Below are 22,081 nucleotides of genomic sequence, written 5' to 3' on the forward strand. Positions count from 1 at the left end.
AGAATTCTGCCCTAAGCATCAACGATGTGCGCACCTTATGCCACACAAAGCTGCCTAAATGGGGGTAGTAAGGGGGTGGATACACCTCAGGCGCCGACTTCGGGCAGTACTTGCCCAAGTGGCGCCTGGTGGAATTGAGGTGGCTTTGAGAATGCTTAGAGCTTTTCTAATTCATCCTCGGTAACCCACTTGTGGTTTTTGAAGTGCTTGCCATTGGCGTCGAAATCAACCATGTACACGGTGGTTTGCTCCACGTCTTCGACGGTGCCCTTCGCACCTTTCATGCCGTCCATGTGATCAGCCTCGATCACGATGGGATCGCCATCTTGCAAGGGCTCGGCGCCTGGATCCTGCAGCTCTTCTTGTACGACCCACTTGTGGTCTTCAACCCTTGGAGATCCATCGGTGGGATCGTAGTTCACCTCATACACGGTGGTGGTGTAAGCGCCGGTGACCGTACCGATGGCGTCTTCCATGCCGGGCATGTGCTCAGCATCGATGCGAACTTTCTCTCCAACCTTGAAGCGAGGATTCTCTGCTTCTTTCATGCCGGCTGGTGCTTCGCCACCGTCGGTCTTGTGGGCGCCGTGGCCGTGGTGATCGTCGTGATCATCGTGCTCTTCGATCTCTACCACGGTGGTGTCGGTAGCACCGTTTTCGGCGGTGGTGGTGACAACGACTTCCTCTTCATCCTTGTCATCGCTGCAGGCGCTAAGGGCTAGGGCAGCGGTGGCGGCGATGGCGATAGAGGCTTTGGTGAAACGGCGCATAAATACGCGTCCTTTCTTCGGGGGTCTTCAAATATAAGACGGACACGTCAAGTATAAGGATTCGTGCAGCTATCAGCCAGCACCTTCTGAAGCTGGCTCATCTACCTAAGTGCCCAATGCGAAACGCCCCGCATGAAAGTGCGGGGCGTGTGCAATTGCCTATAGCTACAGGCTTAGTGATCGTGATCGTCGTGATCATCGTGGTCGTGATCATCGTGATCGTCGTGATCGTCGCCATCGTTTTGGGGGTCGAGGCGATCTTCCAGATCCTCGCGATCGTTTTGATCATCCTGGCGGTCATCGCGATCATCGCGGTCGTTTTGATCGTCGCGATCTTCAGTCTCTACCACGGTGGTGTCGGTGGTGCCGTCTTGTTCGGTGGTGGTGACGACAACTTCGTCTTCATCCTTGTCGTCGCTGCAGGCTGACAGTGCCAGGGAAGCGGCAGCGGCGATGGCGATAGAGGCTTTGGTGAAACGGCGCATGAGGTTACGCGTCCTTTCTTAGTATCAGTAACGGTACAAGCATAAAGTATAAGTAATGCGTTGTAAGTAATCAATTCTGAAGCACAGTAAGTGTTCAGAGAACTCCTATTTCTGCAGGCCAATGCCGAAAAAGTCCCACCTTTGCCCAGATAAAGAATCGGCGCGCAGCCGGCTTGGCGTTAGGATATGGACAACACTTCGGCCGAAGGCCGTGAGATCCAACAAGGAAAGAAGCAAGCAACGATGAGCGCGCAAGAACACGTACCCGGCATGGGTGCCATCCCCCTCGAGCAGGGCTACGCCTTTCGAGTATGGGCTCCGAATGCAGACTCGGTTGCCGTGGTCGGCGACTTCAATGAATGGGACGAGCAAGCCAATGTGCTCGAGCGCGAAGAATCAGGCAACTTCTACGGGGTTGTCACTCAGGCGCGCACCGGCCAGGAGTACCAATTTGCCATTCGCAATGGCGAAAACACCTTCATGCGCATCGATCCCCGAGCCTTCAAGGTGACCAACTCCGTGGGCAATGGTGTGCTGTATAACCACGAGGATTTTGACTGGTCCGGCGATGAATTCGCCACACCAAACCAGCACGAGCTTGTGATTTATGAAACCCATATCGGTTCCTTCGTCGATAACGGCGATGAGCACCAACCGGCGAATCTTGAAGATCTCACCAAAAAGCTCGACTACCTGGTGGGGCTCAATATCAACTGCGTGGAGCTCATGCCGCTCATGGAATTCGCGGGCGACTACTCATGGGGCTATAACCCCGCCAATATCTTCGCCGTGGAATCCTCCTATGGTGGCCCCGATGCGCTCAAGCACTTCATTAAAGAAGCACACGCCCGCGGAATCGCCGTGATCATCGACGTGGTGTACAACCACTTCGGACCTTCCGATTTGTCCCTGTGGCAATTCGACGGCTGGCAAGAAAACGACAAGGGCGGAATCTACTTCTACCAAGATTGGCGCAGCTCTACTCCCTGGGGCGATACTCGCCCCGATTATGGCCGCCAAGAAGTACGGGACTTCATCTCCGATAACGCCCGCATGTGGCTGCGCGACTACCACGCAGACGGATTGCGCCTTGATATGACGCCCTATATGCGCTCCAAGGACGGCTTCTCCGATGACATCCCAGAAGGCTGGACCATGATGCATGAGGTCGGTCGGGTCGTGCGCGAGGAGTTCCCGGGCAGGATCGCGATCGCAGAAGATCTGCACAATCTCGCAGCCGTGTCCTCCACAGAACCAGATGGCGGCAATATGCATGCCCAGTGGGATTCCCAATTCGTGCACCCGGTCCGCGAAGCGCTCATCACCAACGATGATGCCTCCCGCAACATCGACTCGGTAGCTGCAGCGGTGACCCACGAATACCTCAATCCCTTTGATCGCGTGATCTATACCGAATCCCATGACGAGGTAGCCAATGGTTCAGCACGCGTGACCACCGAGGTTGCAGGCGATAACCCAGACGGCTGGGATGCCCAAAAACGTGCCACCCTTGGTGCCTGCCTGGTCTTAAGCGCCCCAGGCATGCCAATGCTATTCCAAGGCCAGGAATTCCTTGAAGATGAATGGTTCCGCGACACCGTGCCGCTCGATTGGGGGCAAGCATGGGCGTTTAGGGATATTGCGAGGATGTTTTCCGACCTCATTGCGCTAAGGCGCAACCTCGACGGCAGCAGCGCCGGGCTACAAGGACCTGTCACCCGAATCCACCACCAAGACAATGAATCCAAGCTGCTCGTCTTTAGCCGCGAAACCCTCGACCAAGATGCTGTGCTGGTGGCCGTGAACTTCTCACGCACGGAATGTGCCGCCAATGTCACCATCCCAGAGGGGCACTGGAAGGTGCGCTTTAATTCCGATGCCAACACCTATTCCACGCTATTTGGCAACCACGAAACCTCCGATATGGAAGGCCCCGATGCCTATCTGTCGCTCGGGCCATTTTCCTGCGTGATGTTTAGCCGCGCATAACAACAGCACGCAGCAAAAAGCCCCGTAGGTCAAAGCGATATAACCTACGGGGCTTGGTGCTTTCTAGCTCAACTTAATCCAAGGGCTTCAAGCCTTTGATTGGTGGGTTGGCTTTGAAGGCCACCAGAACTTCTGGCCAAACACCATCATCACGGCCGGCAACAAAATCGTGCGCACCACCAGGGTATCGAGCAGCACGCCGAGGAAAATCACCACACCAATTTGTGCCAGCGCCACCAGTGGCAGCACGCCAAGCGCGGCAAAAACGGCAGCAAGCAAGATGCCGGCGGAGGTAATCACACCACCGGTGGTGGACAAAGCCTTGCGCACATGGGCACTCATATCCGCATCAGGATTCTTTGCCGCTTCCTCTTTGGCGCGGGTGACTAGGAAGATGTTGTAGTCCACGCCCAGGGCGACCAAGAATACGAAGGCGTATAGCGGGGTGAGGTCTGCCAGGGAATTAAAGCCCAAAATGTGCTGGAATACCCACCAACCAAGACCCATGGCGGCGATATTGGTCAGCAGCACCGTCGACACCATCACCAGCGGGGCCACCAGGCTTCGCAGCAGCACGATCAATGCCAGCAACACCACGGCCAGCACTGCAGGGAAGATCACCCGACGGTCTGCTGCCGCGTATTCGGCTTGGTCATACAACTCAGCATCAGGGCCGCCAACCTTGGTGGCATAAGGCGAGAGCGCATCGCGCAGTGCTTGAGTGTCTAAGCCCGAAGCATTCAGCGTCACCTCAGAACCAATTTCTTGGCCCGGTTGCACCGAGGCGCCGGCAGTTTTAAGTGCCTTTTCTACCTCTTGCAGTTGGGAAGGATCTTCTACCAATACAGTCGCGGGTGTGGCTGCTTGGTCGGGGAAGTGCGCCTCCAACGTCTCGCTTGCGGCGATGGACTCCGGGGTATCAATAAACTGATCCGCCTGCGAAAGGCCAATCTTCATGTTCAGTGAGCCTGCGCAAGCAATACCGAGCAACACCAAAGAAGCGATGATCACGGCGACCTTCCGGCCGGCCACAAAGTTGCCAATTCGATCCCAGATGCCGTGCTGCGCTTCGGTGCCCACGGCGGGGGTCTTTGGCCAGAACACCCAGCGCCCGAAGGTAACCAGCGCGCCGGGGAGTACGAATAGTGCAAAGGTCAAGGCGATAATCACACCAACGGTCGAGGCAACGCCTAAGCCGCGGGTATTTGGTGCTGCAGAAAGCAGCAGGCAGAGCACGCCGAGTGCCACAGTCGAGGCGCTGGCAGCGCAGGCCTTCGCGGTGGGCAACCATGCCTTGGCCATGGCCTCAAAGCGGCTGGAGTGCTCGCGCAATTCATCGCGATAGCGAGAGATCAGCAGCAATGCGTAGTTGGTGCCTGCACCAAAGACGAGCACCGACAAAATGCCAGCGGTGGATTCGTCCCAACTCATCCCAAGGGCGCTGAGCACCCAGGTAAATACCGTTGCCGCTACGCGATCGGCAACGCCAATCACGGCCAGCGGGATCAGCCACAGCACGGGGGAGCGGTAGGTGATAATCAGCAGCAGCGCCACGATGATGGCGGTGACACCTAACAGGAGGAAGTTTGCTCCGTCAAAGACATTGGCAAGGTCAGCCTGGATTGCTGCAGGGCCTGTTACCTGCACTTGCATGCCCTCGGGTGCGTCTGCCTTGAGGTCTTCGCGCAGCGTATTGATTTGCTCGGCAACCTCGGCGCTTGTGCCGCCTTCAATGTTGCTAAAGATCAGGGCAGCTTCGCCGTCTTCGCTTGGAACGGCTTTGCCGCCGATAGACGATGCCAGTGATTGAGCCTCGGCGATGTTGATGCCGCCGGATTGTTCCAGCACGGCAATGGCGGTGGTATCGCCGGCGTCATCTTCGAGCTGTTCTACGGTGCGCGCAACTGCGAGGGAGTCGGATCCCTCGGGCAGGTTGCCATAGGTATTGGTCGGCACATCTTTGGCGCCAATGGCCATCAGTGCGATCCCGATGATCAATAAAACGAGCGCGAGCCATCGCGATCGTTTGGCTTTTTGTGCAGCCGCTGTTGGCTGCTCAGCGGTGGAGTTGGTTGACATGGACACCATACTAAGGCAAGGGAACCTTAAGTTCTGCACGCATGCGCAGGGTGTCACAGCTACAAGCGTGGTGCGACAGTGCCTGTGGTTATTCGCTATTCAGCAGCCGTTTGTGCAGCTAGGGCGGTGCTGAGCTCTCGCCAGGAGGGAGTGCGCGCCTTGCTTGCCAGGTGGCTGTATTGCTGCGAAATTGTGTCTTGAATCATGTCTGCAGCCTCGAGCGCGGTTGCGGGATCAGTTGGGGTAGTACCGGCGAATCGATAGGCGGGCTCTGCAACAGGAACCTCGGCGGTAGGTTGCAGGCTTGCCTCTAACACATCGATGCGCTGCTGGTGAGCTGCAAGCAGGGCACTAATCCGCTGTTTCCCAGTCGCATCGGCATAACCCAAGGCCACGCCAAGGCCATAGCGAGCCGCATATTCGTCCTTCAAAGCCTCGCGAGCATCGCTTGCATCGGCTTCAATATCGCCGGATTTGATCCCTTGGGCTTTGAGCTCCTTATTTGGCTGCAACTGGGCTGCGCCTGCCACCGGTGCGGCAGCGCCGGCTTGAACCAAATCGATGATCTGTGGGACTAGCACCGGCATGGCATCCTGAGGTGCCTCGGCGGTGGCGTCGAGGATGAGCTGCGCGGAGACGTCGAAAAGCTCCACACCTTGGCGCTGATCGGTAGGCGCTTGCTCAATATCGTCTTCGATGGCCTCATAGGAACAATGCTCAGGTTGCTCGCCATTTTCGCGATGCCCGCAGGCGCGCATGGCCTCGGCAATAAGCTCCTCGGCATCCTCGGCTCGCAATTGCTTTAATGCCGGGGTCTGATAAGTATCGGCCTCATACCGCGCCTGAGCTGCAAGGTCGATCAAAGTGGCATTGGGCTCAGGCTGTTGAACCAGGCTGCAAGACCCAAGCGAAAGCGCGAGGGCAAGGGGGAGGGCTAGGGCAGAAACACGCATCGCCGAGCAAGTATAGTCACCCCAAGCTACTAGCATGGCCAGCATGGCTTTTCCCACACCCGAAGAACTCAGCACGATACTGCAACCCATTGCCGATCGACTCCACCTCGATGTGGAAGCGGTGAAGGTGAATAAGGCAGGCAAGAAATCCTCCGTCACCGTCATGCTCGACGGTGACACCCGCCCCGATTTAGACACCCTCGAGGTAGCTTCCCAGGAAATTTCAGAGCTTTTCGACGCCGCAGAAACCGAAGGCCAGCTGAACTTCGGTGCAGGCTACACCCTGGAAGTCACCACCCCTGGGGTAGATCGCCCGCTGCAATTGCCAAGGCATTGGCGCCGCAATCGCGGGCGGTTGGTGGCAATCACCGTGGACGGAAAGAAAGAAATCTGGCGCATCGGCGCACTCAATGAGCAAGAAAATGAGGTCGTTGTGGTGCGAAAGGTGGGAAAGAATCTCGAAATCGACACCATTGCACTAGCCAAGCACCCCGAAGCGGTGGTAGAAATTGAATTTGCCCAAGCACCAGAAGAACAGATGGCCTTGGTGCGCTACAGCTACGACGAAGCCATACAGTGGCGAGAGGACACTAAATAAGTGAATATTGACATCCAGGCGCTCCGTGCGATCGAAAAGGAACATGGCATCTCTGTGCAAGAGTTGCTCATCACGATCGCGGGAGCGCTTCGTCATGCCTACCTGGAGTACAAGGAAGAAAGCGATACCAGCGGCCAACGTGCGCGCGTGGAGATCGATCAAGACACCGGCGAAGTCAGCGTGATCGTCTCCGAGCTTGACGAGGAAGGCGTGGTGACCTCGGAGTTCGACGACACCCCCTCGCACTTCGGGCGCATCGGCGCAAAGGCAGTGCGCGATACCATCTTGAGAAAACTGCGCGAAGCCACCACCTCCAAGGCCTATGACGCTTACTCCGAGTACGAAGAAACGGTCGTCTCCGGCGTGGTGCAGGCCGATGCCATTGCCAAAGAAAAGGGCATCGTGGTGGTCCACCTTGGTACCGAATTGGATGGCCAAGACGGCATCTTGATCCCCGCGGAACAAATCCCTGGTGAAAAGCTCACCCACGGCCAGCGCATCAAGGCCTATGTGGTTGGCGTGAACCGCGCACCCACCAACCTTCAGATCAACCTCTCGCGCACCCACCCCGAGCTGGTGCGTCACCTCTTCGAGCTCGAGGTGCCAGAGGTTGCCGATGGCAGCGTCGAGATCATCTCTATTGCCCGTGAGGCAGGCCATCGCTCCAAGGTGGCGGTGCGCGGACACGCCAAGGGCTTGAACGCCAAGGGTGCTTGCATCGGGCCGCGTGGCCAGCGAGTCAACAACATCATGAAGGAACTCGCAGGCGAGAAGATCGACATCATCGAATATTCCGATGATCCAGCCACCTATGTTGGCAATGCGCTTGCGCCTTCTAAGGTGGTGCACGTTGAGGTGTTAGACCCTGAGGCCCAAACGGCGCGGGTGACGGTTCCGGATTATCAACTGTCCTTGGCTATTGGTAAAGAAGGCCAAAATGCTCGCCTGGCTGCACGCCTGACGGGTTGGAAAATCGATATCCGCTCCGATAAAGACGCTGAATAAATATCTGCCAGTTTCTTTGGCGCTTGCCTAAGTAACCAATCAGGCAAATTCGGCGCCAGGAAGCAGGCAGATTCGCCAAATCACAACTTTGGCGTACACTGGCCGATGGCCCTTGATTACTTCTGCCATGCCGAAAACGGCGTGGAAAGTATCAACGTGCTTGCCTAGAAGCAGCAGAAGGAAGCGCAACGAAAAGTGGAAAGGTGGTTTGTGCGAAAGCAGATGCCAACACACGCACATGTGCCGCAGCGCACCTGCATCGCAACGAACACCACCGCAGCTTCACATTCGCTGCTTCGCCTGAGTGCACGGCAGCACGAAGGGGTATGCCACATTCTTGCCGACCCAGCCCACAAACTCGGCGGCAGGGGAGCGTGGATTACCCCAACAATCGAGGCATTGGAACAAGCGACGCGCAGGCGAGCATTTGCCCGCGCGTTTCGGGTGTCTACACCAGTAGACACAGGTCATTTGCGAGAATATCTCGCCGCGCACACAGCGCACGACCCTGACACTGTAAGGAAGACACAACACTGATGAGCACACGATGAAGCATCAGCGATGAACGTCAACGCACACAGGTAAAGGGATCGATCAGGCTTTTTGGCCTTCGATTCCTTGCCTTAAAACCCAAGGAGAGAAGTGCCCGGAAAGCTACGTGTACATGAGCTAGCAAAACAGCTTGGTGTGCCCAGCAAAGAACTGCTTGCCACGCTCAAAGAGCAAGGCGAGTTCGTCAAAACCGCATCTTCAACCATCGAACCACCGGTGATTAAGAAGATGAAGGCCTACTACGAGTCCAAGGCCGATGCTGGCGAGCAGGCAGAAAAGCCCGCCGCAAAACCGGCAAAGAAGGCTGCTGCCCAAAGCCCAGCAGACCAAGCCAAGGCTGCAAAGAAGCCGGCTGCAAAGCCCGGCCCCGCAGCAAAAGCCGCACCCAAACCAGGTGCCGCAAGCCCCGCGCAAGCAGCGAAGGCAGCCAAGCCTGCCGCTGCAAAGCCGGCGGCAAAGAAGCCCGCTGCGCCTGCAGCACAACCCGCAGCAGCAAAGCCTGCTGCCAAGAATGCACCCAAACCAGGTGCAGCAACCCCCGCGCAGGCCAAGCCCGCTGCCAAGACCTCTCAGGCAAAGCCTGGCGAGCAAGCAGCCAAGCCGGCCACGCCAGCGACGACGCCTGCATCCATGCCGCGCCCCCAAGCCAAGCCAGGCCCCAAGCCTGGTGGCCGTGCGCCGCGCGTAGCCAATAACCCCTTCTCCACCGGCGGTGGAGAGCGCCCGGCTCCTCGTCCCGGCGGCGGCCCACGTCCTGGCGGCCAACCCCGACCCGGTGGCGGCCCACGTCCCGGTGGTCGTGGCGGCCAGCAAGATCGCGCGCCTCGTCCCGGTGGCGGTCGCGGTGGCGCTCAGCGCCAGGGTGGCCAGCGCAGTGGTGGCCAAGGTGGCCAGGAACGCCAGGGTGGCGGACGCCGTCCAACCCCGGCAATGATGCCTACCCATCCGAATCCCGCTCAGATGCCCACCCGTGCATCCGGTGGCGGCAACCGTGGCGGACGTCCCGGTGGCGGCCCCGGTGGTCCGGGCGGTCCCGGTGGTTTCCGCGGTGGCGGAGGCGGCCGTGGTGGACGTCGCGGCGGTACCGCAGGTGCGTTCGGACGCCCAGGTGGCGCTCCACGCAAGGGTCGTAAGTCGAAGCGTCAGAAGCGCAACGAGTACGAATCCATGCAGGCACCCAATGTCATCGGCGGCGTGCGCCTGCCCGATGGCGGCGGCGCAACCGTGCGTTTGGCTCGCGGTGCATCCCTTTCGGACTTCGCAGAAAAGATCAATGCCGATGCGGCAGCATTGGTGCAGGCACTGTTCAACCTCGGCGAGATGGTCACCGCGACCGCCTCGGTGAGCGAAGAAACCCTGCAGTTGCTGGGCGAAGAAATGAACTACAAGGTTCAGGTCGTTTCCCCAGAGGACGAAGACCGCGAGCTGCTTGAGTCCTTCGACCTGCAATTCGGTGAGGATGAAGGCGATGAAGAAGACCTCGCCCAGCGTCCGCCAGTGGTGACCGTGATGGGTCACGTCGACCACGGTAAGACCCGACTGCTCGACTCGATCCGTAAGGCCAACGTCCGCGAGGGCGAAGCCGGCGGTATTACCCAGGGCATTGGTGCCTACCAGGTCAACGTGGAACTCAACGGCGAAGATCGTCGCGTTACCTTCCTGGATACCCCAGGTCACGAGGCCTTTACCGCCATGCGTGCCCGTGGTGCTAAAGCCACCGACATTGCAGTGCTGGTTGTGGCTGCCGACGACGGCGTTATGCCGCAGACGGTGGAAGCAATCAACCACGCCAAGGCCGCCGACGTGCCAGTTGTGGTTGCAGTAAACAAGATCGATAAGGAAGGCGCGAACCCGGACAAGATCCGCGGCCAGCTCACCGAATACGGTCTGGTGCCCGAAGAATACGGTGGCGACACCATGTTCGTGGACATCTCTGCAAAGCAAGGCCTGCACATCGACGAGCTGCTCGAGGCTGTGCTGCTGACGGCAGATGCCTCCCTGGATCTGCGCGCAAACCCGGACATGGACGCTCAAGGTGTAGCCATCGAAGCGCACCTCGACCGCGGCCGTGGCCCTGTGGCAACGGTGATCGTTCACCGCGGTACCTTGCGCGTGGGTGACTCTGTGGTGGCAGGCGATGCCTATGGTCGCGTGCGCCGCATGGTTGATGAGCACGGCAATGACGTGGACGAGGCTGGGCCTTCCCGCCCCGTGCAGATGCAAGGCCTCAACGGTGTGCCTGGTGCCGGCGATAACCTGCTCGTGGTTGAAGACGACCGCGTGGCACGTCAGATTGCCAACCAGCGCAATGCCCGCAAGCGCAATGCACTGGCTGCGAAGTCCCGCAAGCGCGTGTCCTTGGAAGACCTGGATTCGGTGCTCAAGGAAACCTCCACGCTCAACCTCATTCTCAAGGGCGACAACGCCGGTTCCGTGGAAGCACTGGAAGAGGCGCTGCTCAAGATCGAGGTGGACGACGAGGTACAGCTCAACATCATCGACCGTGGCGTTGGTGCCGTAACCCAAACCAACGTCACCTTGGCTGCCGCATCCGACGCCGTGATCGTTGCCTTCAACGTTCGCGCTGAAGGCAAGGCCACCGAGGAAGCCAACGCCGAGGGCGTGGATATCCGCTACTACACGGTGATCTACCGCGCTATCGAGGAGATCGAGCAGGCTCTCAAGGGCATGCTCAAGCCGGTGTACGAGGAAAAGGAAATCGGCCGCGCCGAAATCCGCGCCATCTTCAAGGCTTCTGCCGTGGGTCTTATCGCAGGTTGTATGGTCGAGTCCGGCAAGGTGCGTCGCAATGCACAGGTTCGCCTGCTGCGCGATGGTGCCGTGGTGGCCGACAACGCCAAGATCGAGTCCTTGCGTCGTGAAAAAGACGACGTTACCGAAGTGGCTGCAGGCTACGAATGCGGTATGGTGCTGTCGTACCCGGATATCCAGGTCGACGACATCATCGAGGTCTTCGAAATGGTAGAAGTTCCGCGCGACTAATCCTCGTGCGGGGCATCCCGCCTGCTTAGGCTAAAGCGCCTTCGGGCTTGGGCGCTTAAAACAAGCACCGAGCCCACTGCCCGCCCCCGTGGACGTCGAAAAGCGACGCTACGGGGGCGGGTTTTCACCCCCACATCGTGGCAGAGCAGTCCGCGATAGATTGGGGGATAAAGAATCAAGCACAACAAAGCGAAGGAGCACACCGTGGCAGACCACGCCCGCGCAGCCCGCATGGCCAAGCGCATCCAAACCATCGTGGCAACCGCCATCGAACGCGAGATCAAAGACCGTCGCCTCGAATTGGTTACCATCACCGACGCCCGCGTCACCGGTGACCTGCACGACGCCACGGTGTTTTATACCGTCCGCGGTCGCACCTTGGAAGAAGCCCCAGATCATGAGCAAGCCGCTGCCGCGTTGGAAAAGGTCCGCGGTACCTTGCGCAGGATCGTCGGCGAGCAACTCTCGGTACGCTTTACCCCTACGTTGAACTTTGAGCTAGATACCGTGCCCGAGGCATCGGCCCACATGGAGGCGATGTTGGCACGCGCACGCCAGCGCGACGAGGAGCTGCGAAAGTTGCGCGAAAACGCCAAGCCTGCCGGCGACGCGAATCCCTATAAGCATGCAGAAGACTAGGCAGCCCTGGCGCGATCTTCACCCCAGCGGAGCCGATTACATTGCGGCCACGCGCAAACTAAAAAAGGCCAAAACCGTCTGCGTTGTGGGGCATAAAAACCCCGACGCCGATGCAATTGGCAGTGTGTGCGCCATGCTGGGGGCGATCGAGCAATTGGGCAACACCGGTGTTGGGGTGATCGGCCAGCGCGATGCGATTGACCCAGCGTTATTGCATATCCCCGGCGCCCAGGAGATCCGCTGCGTGGATACCTTGCCTGAGTGCGACTTGATCGTGGTGGTCGACTGCGGTGGATTGGGCCGCACCGGCACCTTGCAGCCCGAGGTGATTGCCGATCCCTCGCGGGTGATTCTGGTGGATCACCATGCCTCGAACCGTGGTTTCGCCGGGATCAATCTGCTGGACTATGCGGCCGAATCTACCACCACGGTGTTAAGGGAGTGGTTTCGCTACCTCGGCGTGGATATCACCGATGCGATGGCGCATGCGCTCTACGCCGGCTTAGCCACCGATACCGGAGGTTTTCGCTGGGGTCGGCCGCAGATGCACGAATTTGCCCAGGAGCTCGTGGCTCATAACCTCGATATCCGAACGATTAGCAAGCAGCTTTTCGACGGCGGCTCTGTGGCCGATCTGCAAATGCTCGGCACCGTGTTGGCCGATTTAAGGGTGGAACACGCAGGCCCTTGGACGGTGTTAATCGCCTTGGCAAGCAACGATCGCATCGCAGGCCACTCGCTTGGGGCGGTGGATAAAATTGCCGATACGATCCGCGGGATGAGCGAAGCCCAAATCATCGTGGTGCCCAAAGAATTCCAGCCCGGAGATTGGGCAGTATCCCTGCGCAGTGATGTGGTAGACGTATCCATGCTCGCCCGCACCCTCGGCGGTGGCGGCCATGTGCGCGCCGCAGGATTTTCCACCTTCGGCACCGCAGAGCACGTTCTAGCAGAGGTGCTCAACGCCATCGCGCATTTCCCGCAGGCTTGATCCCTGAAGTTTTGCCCAATTGCTGCAATAGCCCCACCGACTCAAGGAAGGCATCCCGGTTTAGGCTAGTGACCTCTCAAACCCATATCCCCGAAGTGAATGCCCGCACCATTTTTGGGCTCGCCCTGCCCGCGCTCGGTGTATTGGCTGCCACGCCGCTGTATCTGCTGCTTGATACCGCGGTGGTGGGAAGGCTTGGCACGGTGGCGCTTGCTGCCCTTGGTGCCGGCACCACCTTGTATTCGATGGTCACCACCCAGCTCACCTTCCTTTCTTATGGCACCACGGCGCGTTCGGCACGCAAATATGGCGCTGGTGATGAACAAGGCGCCATTGCAGAAGGCGTGCAAGCCACCTGGCTTGCCATCATCGTTGGTGCGCTGCTGTGGGCAGCGATGTTTTTCGGTTCACCCTGGTTTAGCCTCTGGCTGGCAAATAACCCAGACGTAGCTGCCACCGCCACCTCCTGGTTAAAAGTGACCTCTTTTGGCATTCCATTGATCTTGATGGTGATGGCCGGCAATGGGTGGTTAAGAGGTATTCAAAACACCCGCCTGCCGTTGTTATTTACCCTCGCAGGCGTGATCCCGGGGGCGATACTCGTGCCCGTGCTGGTGCACCGCTTCGGGGTGGTGGGTTCCGCCTGGGCGAACTTAATCGGCACGATCATCACCACCGCCTGTTTTGTTGCCTACCTCATGCACCGTCACCGGGGTAGCTACGCACCGCAACCCAAGGTGATGCTGCGCCAATTGGTGTTAGGCCGCGATCTGATTTTGCGTTCTTTAAGCTTCCAGGTGGCCTTTTTATCCGCAGCAAGTGTGGCCGCGCGCTTCGGCGCAGATTCGCTGGCAGCCCACCAAGTGCTGCTGCAATTGTGGAACTTCCTCTCCCTGGTGCTCGATTCCCTCGCCATTGCTGCACAGGCCTTAACTGGGGCCGCACTGGGGGCAGGCAGCGTGGCAATCGCCAGGGCCACAGGTACTAAACTCTTGGCGTATTCCAGTGCGTTTTCGTTCGTACTTGCTGCCATCTTCGCCATTGGCCATGCTCGCATTCCGCGCATCTTTACCCACTCCGCCCCGGTGCTTGAAAGCATGCAGGGTCCGTGGTGGCAATTGGTGTTGCTGATCTTGCTCGGCGGTGTGGTCTTTGCACTCGATGGCGTGTTACTCGGCGCCTCCGACGCGGCCTTTTTAAGAACCGCCTCCATCGCCTCGGTGGTGCTAGGTTTCCTCCCAGCCGTGTGGCTTTCTTTGTGGCTTGATGGTGGCCTTGTTGGTGTTTGGTGGGGCATCGTGGCCTTCATCGCCATCCGCATGGTGGCAGGCATCTGGCGTTTTCGTTCGATGCGCTGGGCAACGCTTGGCCAATAACCTCCCACCAGCAAGCCCTAGCGCCGATCACGGCTCGCGCCTGCACCCCAAGGACCAGGTGCGGTCTAACCCTGGACGGCTTTGGGCTAGCATGAAACCTCGAAGGGCAGTCGTGGATGCAAGGAAGGTGCCGCCGTGGTGAAAACACTTTGGGCTGTATCTGATCTGCACACCTCAGTGGCCGCTAATGCCGAGATGCTCGATAGGGTGCAGCCCACCAACCCTGGAGACTGGTTGTTGGTCGCCGGCGATGTGGCCGAAAAGACCGAGACAGTCTTAGCAACCCTGGCTACGCTGCGCCAGCGTTTCCACACCGTTGTGTGGTCTCCCGGCAACCACGAGCTGTTTAGCCAAGGCGGCGCGCAGGCTCAGGGAAGAGAAAAATACGAAGAGCTTGTCCGAGGCTGCAGAGAACTCGGGGTGCTTACCCCAGAAGATCCCTTCGCGCGCTTTGGCGATGTGACAGTGGTTCCACTTTTTACCTTGTACGACTACTCCCTGCGCCCCCAAGGCACCACGGTGGAACAAGCCTTGCAATCAGCCAAACGCAAGGAAGTGATGCTTTCCGATGAGCTGTTCATCGCGCCGTTTGTTGATATCCGCGGCTGGTGCTGGGAGCGGCTTTCTTATTCGGTCAATAGAGTAGGCCGCGTTGAAGGTCCCACGGTGCTGATGAACCACTGGCCTTTAGAGCCCCAACTGACCCAGGCTCTTGGTGTGCCAGAGATGGCCATGTGGTGCGGCACCAAACACACCAAAGGTTGGGCAGAGCGCTACCAGGCCCGCGCAGTGGTGTACGGGCACCTCCACCTTCCAGGTCGCAGCACTATCGCCGGTGTGCCACATATCGAGGCCTCACTGGGCTACCCAAAGCAGTGGCGAAACACCTTAGATTCGCGCTCATGGCCGGTAGCAGTGTTGGAGGTGCCCGATGGTGCTTGACCCATCGCTTTTTCCAGCATCGGCGCGCTTTAGTTCCTTAGTGGTTGAAAAAGACGGCCACAATCTTGAGCACTTTGAGCGCCTGCACCCCTTGGAAAGGATTTTGGTGGCGCACTCCGTGGATGCGCGCAAGGCAGAATTCGGTGATGCGCGCTGGTGCGCCCATGATGCACTCGCGCAACTCGGAAGAGATAGCGGCGAGCCCATTTTGCGCGGTGAGCGCGGCATGCCCATTTGGCCTGCGGCAGTCAGCGGATCATTAACGCATACCGAAGGCTTCCGGGCTGCTGTGGTAGCGCCAAGGTTGATTGTGCGCTCCATGGGCCTTGATGCAGAGCCAGCAGAACCGCTCCCGGATGGTTTGATCGACTCAATTTCTAGGCCGGGGGAGCGCCGCCAATTAAGCAACTTAGAAGACGCAGGCATTCACTGCGCTGATCGCCTGCTGTTTTGTGCAAAAGAGGCCACCTATAAGGCCTGGTTCCCGCTGACCCACCGGTGGCTTGGTTTTGATCAAGCAGAAATTGATATACGTCCAGATGGCACCTTCGTGTCATATCTCTTGGTGCGGCCAACACCGGTGCCGTTTATTGAAGGCAAGTGGAAGATGAGCGATCACTACGTGGTGGCAGCAACCGCAGTGACCAGTGCTTAAATCTTCAGTGATGCCACTGCCACGGTGCTAGAGCGTGGAAGGCCGTGCCACAAACACCGTGGCAAGCCGCTTGCCCTGTTCTTTGATCAGCGCCACCGCACGCCCATCGGGGGCCACAGCCGCATGCACTCCGCGAAGGCCGCGGGGAGCAAGCCATTTGCCCATCGCTAAATCAGCGGCTTCTTGCTCGCTTACCTCTAATACCGGGTAGCAGCGGATTAAGGCTTGATCCAAAGAGACACTCAATGCAGGGTGCTGTTCTAGCTCTTCTAGCGTCAGGGCATCTTGAAGCTCAAAAGCGCCCACTGCGGTGCGGCGAAGCGCAGTCAAATGCCCACCCACGCCTAAAGCCTCGCCCAGGTCACGAGCTAAAGAGCGGATATAGGTGCCAGAAGAACACTCCACCACCACATCGAGTTCAATGTGGTCGCTGCACCTGCGCTGCGCTAGAACATCAAAGCGCTCGATGGTGACCGGGCGTGGGGGAATCTCTACGGCCTCACCTTCCCTCACACGCTGATACGCCCGCTTGCCATTGATCTTGATGGCGCTCACGGCAGCAGGGCGCTGCATAATCGGGCCACGGAGGCGGGCAATTTCAGCTTCGATCTCTGCTTCAGTGATGGCCTGGATCGCGGTGGCGTCGGCAAGTTCCCCACGCTCACCCTCGGCATCATCGGTGGAGGTAGCCGCACCCAAAAACACGGTGGCTTCATAAGCCTTGGTATCGGCCACCATGTGGGCTAAAAACTTCGTGCCGCGCTCAATGCCAGCCACAAGCACACCGGTAGCCATCGGATCGAGGGTGCCGGCGTGACCTACTCGCCGGGTGCCAAAGAAACGGCGAAGGCGAGCAACCACGTCATGGGAGGACATACCTTGTGGCTTATCTACAACCACGAGGCCTGAGTTAGCAAGGGGATCAGTCATGGAAGCTAAGTGTATGTCGTAGGGTTGTGGGCGTGGATATTTGGCAGAGATTCGACGAGATCCCTCAGACCCTGCAGGCATCGGTCGTGACCATTGGCGTATTCGATGGCATACACCGCGGCCACCGCACGCTGATTAGCGAGGCAACAGAACGCGCACACGCATTGGGCATCCCCAGCATTTTGCTGACCTTCAACCCACACCCCATGGCAGTGCTGCGCCCAGACAAAATGCCACCCATGCTTGGATCCGTAGCCGCTAGAGCTGAACTCGCCCAAGACTTCGGTATTGACCACATGCTCGCCATGAGCTTTTCCGCTGATCTTGCACGCCTGGAACCCGAAGCATTCTTCCGCGATATCCTCGTCGAACGCCTACACGCCAAAGTGATTGTGGTGGGGGAGAACTTCACCTTTGGCCACAAAGCTGCAGGCACCACAGATACCCTCATCGAACTCGGAAATCGCTACGGCGTCGAGGTGATTGTGCGAGAACTGCTCGCAGAAGATGGCACCGTACTATCTTCCACGGTGATCCGCGAGGCGCTGCAATCCGGTGATGTGCACCGTGCCAATTGGTGCTTGGGGCGCTGGTTTAGCGTAAGCGGCCAGGTGGTCCGTGGCGCCGGGCGAGGCGGGCGCGAGCTGGGGTATCCCACCGCGAATCTCTACTTCCCCGATAGCGTGGCTTTGCCTGCCGACGGCGTGTATGCAGGACTACTTACCGTCACCTCCCAGGCGCCAATCGAAGGGGATATGGAATATGGGGTGGCCTATCCCGCGGCGATTTCGGTAGGCCATAACCCCACCTTTGGTGATGAACGCCGAAGCGTAGAAAGCTTCGTCATCGACCGCGAGGCGGATCTGTATGGGCATACTGTCGAGGTGGCCTTTATTGGTCACATTCGCGGGATGGAGAAATTCGATGGCGTAGACCAGCTCTTAGAAGCCATGGGCCGCGATGTTGCTCAAGCCCGCGAGATCATCGCCGAGGCAACCGAAATAAGCAAAGAGCACTGCCGAAACGTACTCAACAACAGGGAAGAACACTAATGCCAAAAAACATCATTCTTGATCTCGATACCGGTATCGACGATGCACTCGCCCTGGCCTATGCGCTCGGCAGTGAAGAACTCAACCTCATCGGTGTCACAGCAACCTACGGCAATGTGCTTGTAGGCGATGGCGCCCGCAATGATCTTGCCCTGCTGGAACTTTTCGGACGCCCCGATGTGCCGGTGTATCTAGGCGAGCCACATGCTTTGGCCAAAGATGATTTCGAAGTGCTGGAGATCTCGGCTTTTATCCACGGCAAAAATGGCATCGGAGAGGCCGAGGTGCCCGATGCCGCCGCTGGGGTTCAAGAGCAATCCGCGGTTGATTTCCTGATCGAATCCGTGGAGCGCTATGGCGATGATTTGGTGATTGTGCCAACCGGTGCGATGACGAATATTGCCACCGCGATGCAGCGCAGTGAAGCCTTTGCCCGCAATGCACACATTGTGTTTATGGGTGGTGCGCTGAGCGTGCCGGGCAATGTTTCGCCCTGGGCTGAGGCCAATATCAACCAGGATCCCGAGGCCGCCGATTATATGGTGCGACATGGCCGCGACGTGACCATGATCGGCCTGGATGTGACCTTGCAAACCCTGCTTACCTACAAAGAAACCGGTGCTTGGCGTGAACTTGGAACGCCTCAAGCAACCTTGCTTGCCGACGCCACCGACTACTACATCCGCGCCTACGACACCGTGGCTCCGCACCTGGGTGGCTGCGGTCTGCATGACCCACTGGCCGTCGCAGTAGCGGTAGACCCAAGCCTGGTGCAGCTTTTGCCCATTAACTTGAAGGTGGATACAGAAGGCGCCACCCGCGGGCGCACCATTGGTGATGAGACTCGCCTCAATGAAGAAGAAAAGACCTCAAGGGTTGCGGTAGCCGTGGATGTGGAGCGCTTCTTGGAGGAATTCATGGCTCGTCTAAGCCGCGTGGCTCGTGGCGAGGCGGTGGGCGCCTAGGGCTGGTGTGCTTAGGTGCTGATTGGGCGCAGCCTAGGCATTGGTGCTATCCTTTGACAGGTTCAGCTCACTGCAGTCCACAGCAGTCCTGAACTGCCAAGTTTTTTGGCAACGTTGATGTGGTACTGAAATAGGAGATATACGCATGGCTTTGAGCACTGAGCAGAAGAAAGAGATCCTCAAGGAGTTCGGTCTGCACGAGACGGACACCGGTTCCCCCGAGGCGCAGGTTGCACTGCTTTCTGCACGCATCAAGCAGCTCACCGAGCACCTCAAGGAGCACAAGCACGATCACCACTCCCGTCGTGGTCTGCTGTTGCTGGTTGGTCGTCGCAAGGGCTTGCTCAAGTACCTGGCTGCCAACAACGTTGATCGCTACCGTGATCTCATTGCTCGCCTGGGTCTGCGTCGCTAAGCTTCGCTTTTCCCAACAAGGGTCCTACCTCAACTGCGGGGTAGGGCCCTTGTTTTTGTCTTTGCGCCTCTAGCCTTAAGCCGGGGAACTTTGGGCCTAGGAAGCCTTGGGGGCTGCTTGGATTTGGGCCTTTGTTGATCCGGTCGGCTTCAAAGCATTGCTGCCAGGAGCGAGAAGAAACCACATTGTTCGAGCTAGACGTGCTAGGCTGTGACAATTGCGAGATGTGAAAGAAGCATTTGCAACAACGAGCACGACCAGCGGCACCGACGACCGCTGCGCACGATATTTTTTGAGGAGACGTGCATTTTGAGCAATCAGGCTGACCTGATCGAATACATTGAAGATCCCGATTTCGGTATCACTGAAGCAGCCGTCACCATTGATAATGGTGATTTTGGTACTCGTACCATCCGCTTCGAAACTGGCCAATTGGCCCGCCAAGCAGGTGGCTCTGTTACCACCTATCTTGATGAAGACACGATGCTGCTGGCCACCACCACTGCATCGAACCAGCCGCGTGAAGGCTTCGACTTCTTCCCGCTGACTGTTGACGTAGAAGAGCGTATGTATGCCGCCGGCAAGATCCCCGGCTCCTTCTTCCGCCGTGAAGGCCGCCCCTCTACTGAGGCCATTTTGGCTTGCCGTCTGATCGACCGCCCCTTGCGCCCCACCTTTGTCAAGGGTCTGCGCAACGAGGTTCAGGTTGTTGTCACCGTCTTGTCCATTGATCCCAAGGACATGTACGACGTCGTGGCCATCAACGGCGCTTCGGCTGCAACGCAGCTCTCTGGCCTGCCTGTGTCTGGTCCTGTTGGCGGCGTGCGCGTTGCGCTGATCGCCGATGAGGATCACCCCAAGGGCCAGTGGGTGGCATTCCCGGATCACCAGCAGCATGAAGATGCCTTGTTTGAGCTGGTTGTTGCTGGCCGCTTGGTAGAAAAGAGCCGCGGTCGCGGCAAGCGCAGCGATGTAGCCATCATGATGGTTGAAGCCGGTGCTACCGAGGGCGTTGCCGAGAAGATCCAAGAAGGCAAGCCCGCCCCAACCGAGAAGGTTGTGGCCGAAGGTATTGAGGCCGCAAAGCCCTTTATTGAGCTGCTGTGCAAGGCCCAGGCTGGCCTGGCAAAGCGTGCCGCTAAGGAAACTCAAGAATTCCCGCTGTTCCCCGCGTACTCCGAAGAGGTGTACGAGAAGGTTGAGAAGAAAGCCTCGAAGCGTCTTCGCAAGCTTTTGACCATTGCCTCGAAGCAGGAGCGCGACGACGCTACCAACGAGTACATGGCGCAGATCGAAGAGGATCTGCTCGATGGTGAAGAAGATGCAGCGCTGGCGAAGGAAATTCGCGCCGCCTTTAATGCTGTGATGAAAAAGATCGTGCGCCACATGATCTTGACTGATCACTACCGCATCGACGGCCGTAGCGTGACCGCTATTCGCGACCTTTCTGTGGAAGTAGAGCTGATTCCTCGCGCCCACGGTTCGGCACTCTTCGAGCGTGGCGAAACCCAGATTCTTGGTGTAACCACCCTGGATATGCTCAAGATGGAACAGCACATCGATTCGCTGACTCCTGTGAGCTCCAAGCGCTATATTCACCACTACAACTTCCCGCCGTACTCCACCGGCGAGACCGGCCGCGTTGGCTCCCCGAAGCGTCGCGAGATCGGCCACGGTGCTTTGGCTGAACGCGCCCTGCTGCCAGTGATTCCTTCCCGTGAGGATTTCCCCTACACCATCCGCCAGGTATCCGAGGCGCTCGGTTCCAATGGCTCCACCTCCATGGGCTCGGTGTGTGCTTCCACGCTTTCGCTGCTCAACGCCGGTGTGCCGTTGAAGGCTCCTGTGGCGGGTATCGCCATGGGTCTGGTCTCTGATGAAGTTGATGGCAAGGATCGCTATGTGGCGCTCACCGATATCCTCGGTGCTGAGGATGCCTTCGGCGATATGGACTTCAAGGTTGCAGGTACCTCGGAATTTATTACCGCCCTGCAATTGGATACCAAGCTCGACGGTATTCCCTCCAAGGTGCTTGCCGACGCCCTCGAGCAGGCCCGCGAGGCCCGCTTGACCATTCTGGACACCATGGCTGAGGTCATCGACACCCCCGATGAGATGAGCGATTACGCACCGCGTATCACCTCCATCAAGGTGCCGGTATCCAAGATCGGCGAGGTGATCGGGCCGAAGGGTAAGAACATCAACCAGATCACCGAGGACACCGGTGCAGAGGTATCCATCGAAGACGATGGCACCGTGTATGTGTCTGCTGCTTCCGGCGAAGCTGCAGAGGCTGCGATTGAAAAGATCAACTCGATCGCTAACCCGCAGCTTCCGAAGGTGGGCGAGCGTTTCCTTGGCACCGTGGTCAAGACCACTGCCTTTGGTGCCTTCGTCTCGCTGGTTCCCGGCCGCGACGGCCTGGTGCACATCTCCAAGCTGGGTGGCTCCAAGCGCATTGAAAACGTCGAAGACGTAGTCAAGGTTGGCGATAAGCTCGAGGTTGAGATCCTCGACATCGACAACCGCGGCAAGATTTCCTTGGCACCTGTCAACGAATAATTTGCCTAAAAACACAAGGCGCCACGTATCCTCGTGGCGCCTTTTGGTATTCTCTGAGCCTTGTGCGTGCTGCTGCTACGGTGGAAGCTTGCAAGGAGAACTAAAAAACACCGTATAAGG

The 22,081-nt window shown here is 58.3% G+C and carries 19 protein-coding genes; 14 read left to right on the forward strand and 5 right to left on the reverse strand.

Going from position 1 to position 22,081, the window contains the following annotated elements; all coding sequences use genetic code 11:
• Positions 1–155: 155 nt before the first annotated feature.
• Together CPPEL_RS04570 and CPPEL_RS04575 are read right to left on the reverse strand one after the other, a co-directional pair.
• On the reverse strand, positions 156–770 hold the full coding sequence (locus CPPEL_RS04570; RefSeq protein WP_123960027.1) for a YdhK family protein: 615 nt from the start codon (positions 768–770) through the stop codon (positions 156–158).
• Positions 771–943: 173 nt separating this feature from the next.
• Entirely contained in the window at positions 944–1,255 is a 312-nt protein-coding gene (locus CPPEL_RS04575; RefSeq protein ID WP_123960028.1) for a hypothetical protein, read from the reverse strand.
• Positions 1,256–1,441: 186 nt separating this feature from the next.
• Here CPPEL_RS04575 and CPPEL_RS04580 point away from each other — a divergent pair, with 186 nt between their 5' ends.
• Complete coding sequence (locus CPPEL_RS04580; RefSeq protein WP_206608945.1) at positions 1,442–3,244, forward strand: alpha-amylase family glycosyl hydrolase; 1,803 nt, start codon at positions 1,442–1,444, stop codon at positions 3,242–3,244.
• Between the two features lie 87 nt (positions 3,245–3,331).
• Here CPPEL_RS04580 and CPPEL_RS04585 read toward each other — a convergent pair whose 3' ends face one another.
• A complete protein-coding gene (locus CPPEL_RS04585; RefSeq protein WP_123960029.1) occupies positions 3,332–5,323 on the reverse strand; it encodes an MMPL family transporter in 1,992 nt (663 codons plus the stop codon).
• 95 nt (positions 5,324–5,418) lie between these two features.
• Positions 5,419–6,276, reverse strand: coding sequence for a DUF4439 domain-containing protein (locus tag CPPEL_RS04590; protein ID WP_164470376.1), 858 nt, complete (start codon positions 6,274–6,276; stop codon positions 5,419–5,421).
• Positions 6,277–6,319: 43 nt separating this feature from the next.
• Between CPPEL_RS04590 and rimP the strand changes: the two genes are divergently transcribed.
• The 9 genes from rimP (at position 6,320) to CPPEL_RS04635 (ending at position 16,037) form a co-directional block, all read left to right on the forward strand.
• Positions 6,320–6,874 (forward strand): ribosome maturation factor RimP, encoded by a 555-nt coding sequence (gene rimP / locus CPPEL_RS04595; RefSeq protein WP_123960031.1) that lies wholly within the window; start codon positions 6,320–6,322, stop codon positions 6,872–6,874.
• Positions 6,875–7,879, forward strand: coding sequence for a transcription termination factor NusA (nusA, locus tag CPPEL_RS04600; protein WP_123960032.1), 1,005 nt, complete (start codon positions 6,875–6,877; stop codon positions 7,877–7,879).
• A gap of 222 nt (positions 7,880–8,101) precedes the next feature.
• Positions 8,102–8,416: a YlxR family protein gene (locus tag CPPEL_RS04605; protein ID WP_123960033.1), complete on the forward strand. Its 315-nt coding sequence runs from the start codon at positions 8,102–8,104 to the stop codon at positions 8,414–8,416.
• Between the two features lie 105 nt (positions 8,417–8,521).
• A complete protein-coding gene (gene infB, locus CPPEL_RS04610) occupies positions 8,522–11,434 on the forward strand; it encodes a translation initiation factor IF-2 (protein WP_123960034.1) in 2,913 nt (970 codons plus the stop codon).
• A 204-nt stretch (positions 11,435–11,638) separates the two neighbouring features.
• Positions 11,639–12,073: a 30S ribosome-binding factor RbfA gene (gene rbfA, locus CPPEL_RS04615; protein ID WP_123960035.1), complete on the forward strand. Its 435-nt coding sequence runs from the start codon at positions 11,639–11,641 to the stop codon at positions 12,071–12,073.
• The gene (locus CPPEL_RS04620) at positions 12,060–13,064 is read left to right on the forward strand and encodes a DHH family phosphoesterase (RefSeq protein ID WP_123960036.1); all 1,005 of its coding nucleotides are present in this window, start codon (positions 12,060–12,062) and stop codon (positions 13,062–13,064) included. Before rbfA ends, CPPEL_RS04620 begins: the two co-directional genes overlap by 14 nt.
• A gap of 68 nt (positions 13,065–13,132) precedes the next feature.
• Positions 13,133–14,440, forward strand: a complete 1,308-nt coding sequence (locus CPPEL_RS04625; protein ID WP_123960037.1) for an MATE family efflux transporter — start codon at positions 13,133–13,135, stop codon at positions 14,438–14,440.
• Between the two features lie 135 nt (positions 14,441–14,575).
• Complete coding sequence (locus tag CPPEL_RS04630) at positions 14,576–15,382, forward strand: metallophosphoesterase family protein (RefSeq protein WP_123960038.1); 807 nt, start codon at positions 14,576–14,578, stop codon at positions 15,380–15,382.
• Entirely contained in the window at positions 15,375–16,037 is a 663-nt protein-coding gene (locus tag CPPEL_RS04635; protein ID WP_123961228.1) for a 4'-phosphopantetheinyl transferase family protein, read from the forward strand. The genes CPPEL_RS04630 and CPPEL_RS04635 overlap by 8 nt, the downstream gene beginning before the upstream one ends.
• A 27-nt stretch (positions 16,038–16,064) precedes the next feature.
• On the opposite strand, the gene truB is transcribed toward CPPEL_RS04635, so the two are convergent.
• Positions 16,065–16,967, reverse strand: coding sequence for a tRNA pseudouridine(55) synthase TruB (truB, locus tag CPPEL_RS04640; RefSeq protein ID WP_123960039.1), 903 nt, complete (start codon positions 16,965–16,967; stop codon positions 16,065–16,067).
• A 32-nt stretch (positions 16,968–16,999) separates the two neighbouring features.
• Between truB and CPPEL_RS04645 the strand changes: the two genes are divergently transcribed.
• The 4 genes from CPPEL_RS04645 (at position 17,000) to CPPEL_RS04660 (ending at position 21,961) form a co-directional block, all read left to right on the forward strand.
• Entirely contained in the window at positions 17,000–18,019 is a 1,020-nt protein-coding gene (locus tag CPPEL_RS04645) for a bifunctional riboflavin kinase/FAD synthetase (RefSeq protein WP_123960040.1), read from the forward strand.
• Positions 18,019–18,984, forward strand: a complete 966-nt coding sequence (locus tag CPPEL_RS04650) for a nucleoside hydrolase (RefSeq protein ID WP_123960041.1) — start codon at positions 18,019–18,021, stop codon at positions 18,982–18,984. The genes CPPEL_RS04645 and CPPEL_RS04650 overlap by 1 nt, the downstream gene beginning before the upstream one ends.
• Positions 18,985–19,129: 145 nt before the next feature.
• Entirely contained in the window at positions 19,130–19,399 is a 270-nt protein-coding gene (rpsO, locus tag CPPEL_RS04655) for a 30S ribosomal protein S15 (RefSeq protein ID WP_123960042.1), read from the forward strand.
• A gap of 309 nt (positions 19,400–19,708) precedes the next feature.
• The gene (locus CPPEL_RS04660) at positions 19,709–21,961 is read left to right on the forward strand and encodes a polyribonucleotide nucleotidyltransferase (protein ID WP_123960043.1); all 2,253 of its coding nucleotides are present in this window, start codon (positions 19,709–19,711) and stop codon (positions 21,959–21,961) included.
• Positions 21,962–22,081 lie beyond the last annotated feature (120 nt).

It is taken from the genome of Corynebacterium pseudopelargi, assembly GCF_003814005.1.
Taxonomy (GTDB): Bacteria; Actinomycetota; Actinomycetes; order Mycobacteriales; family Mycobacteriaceae; genus Corynebacterium; species Corynebacterium pseudopelargi.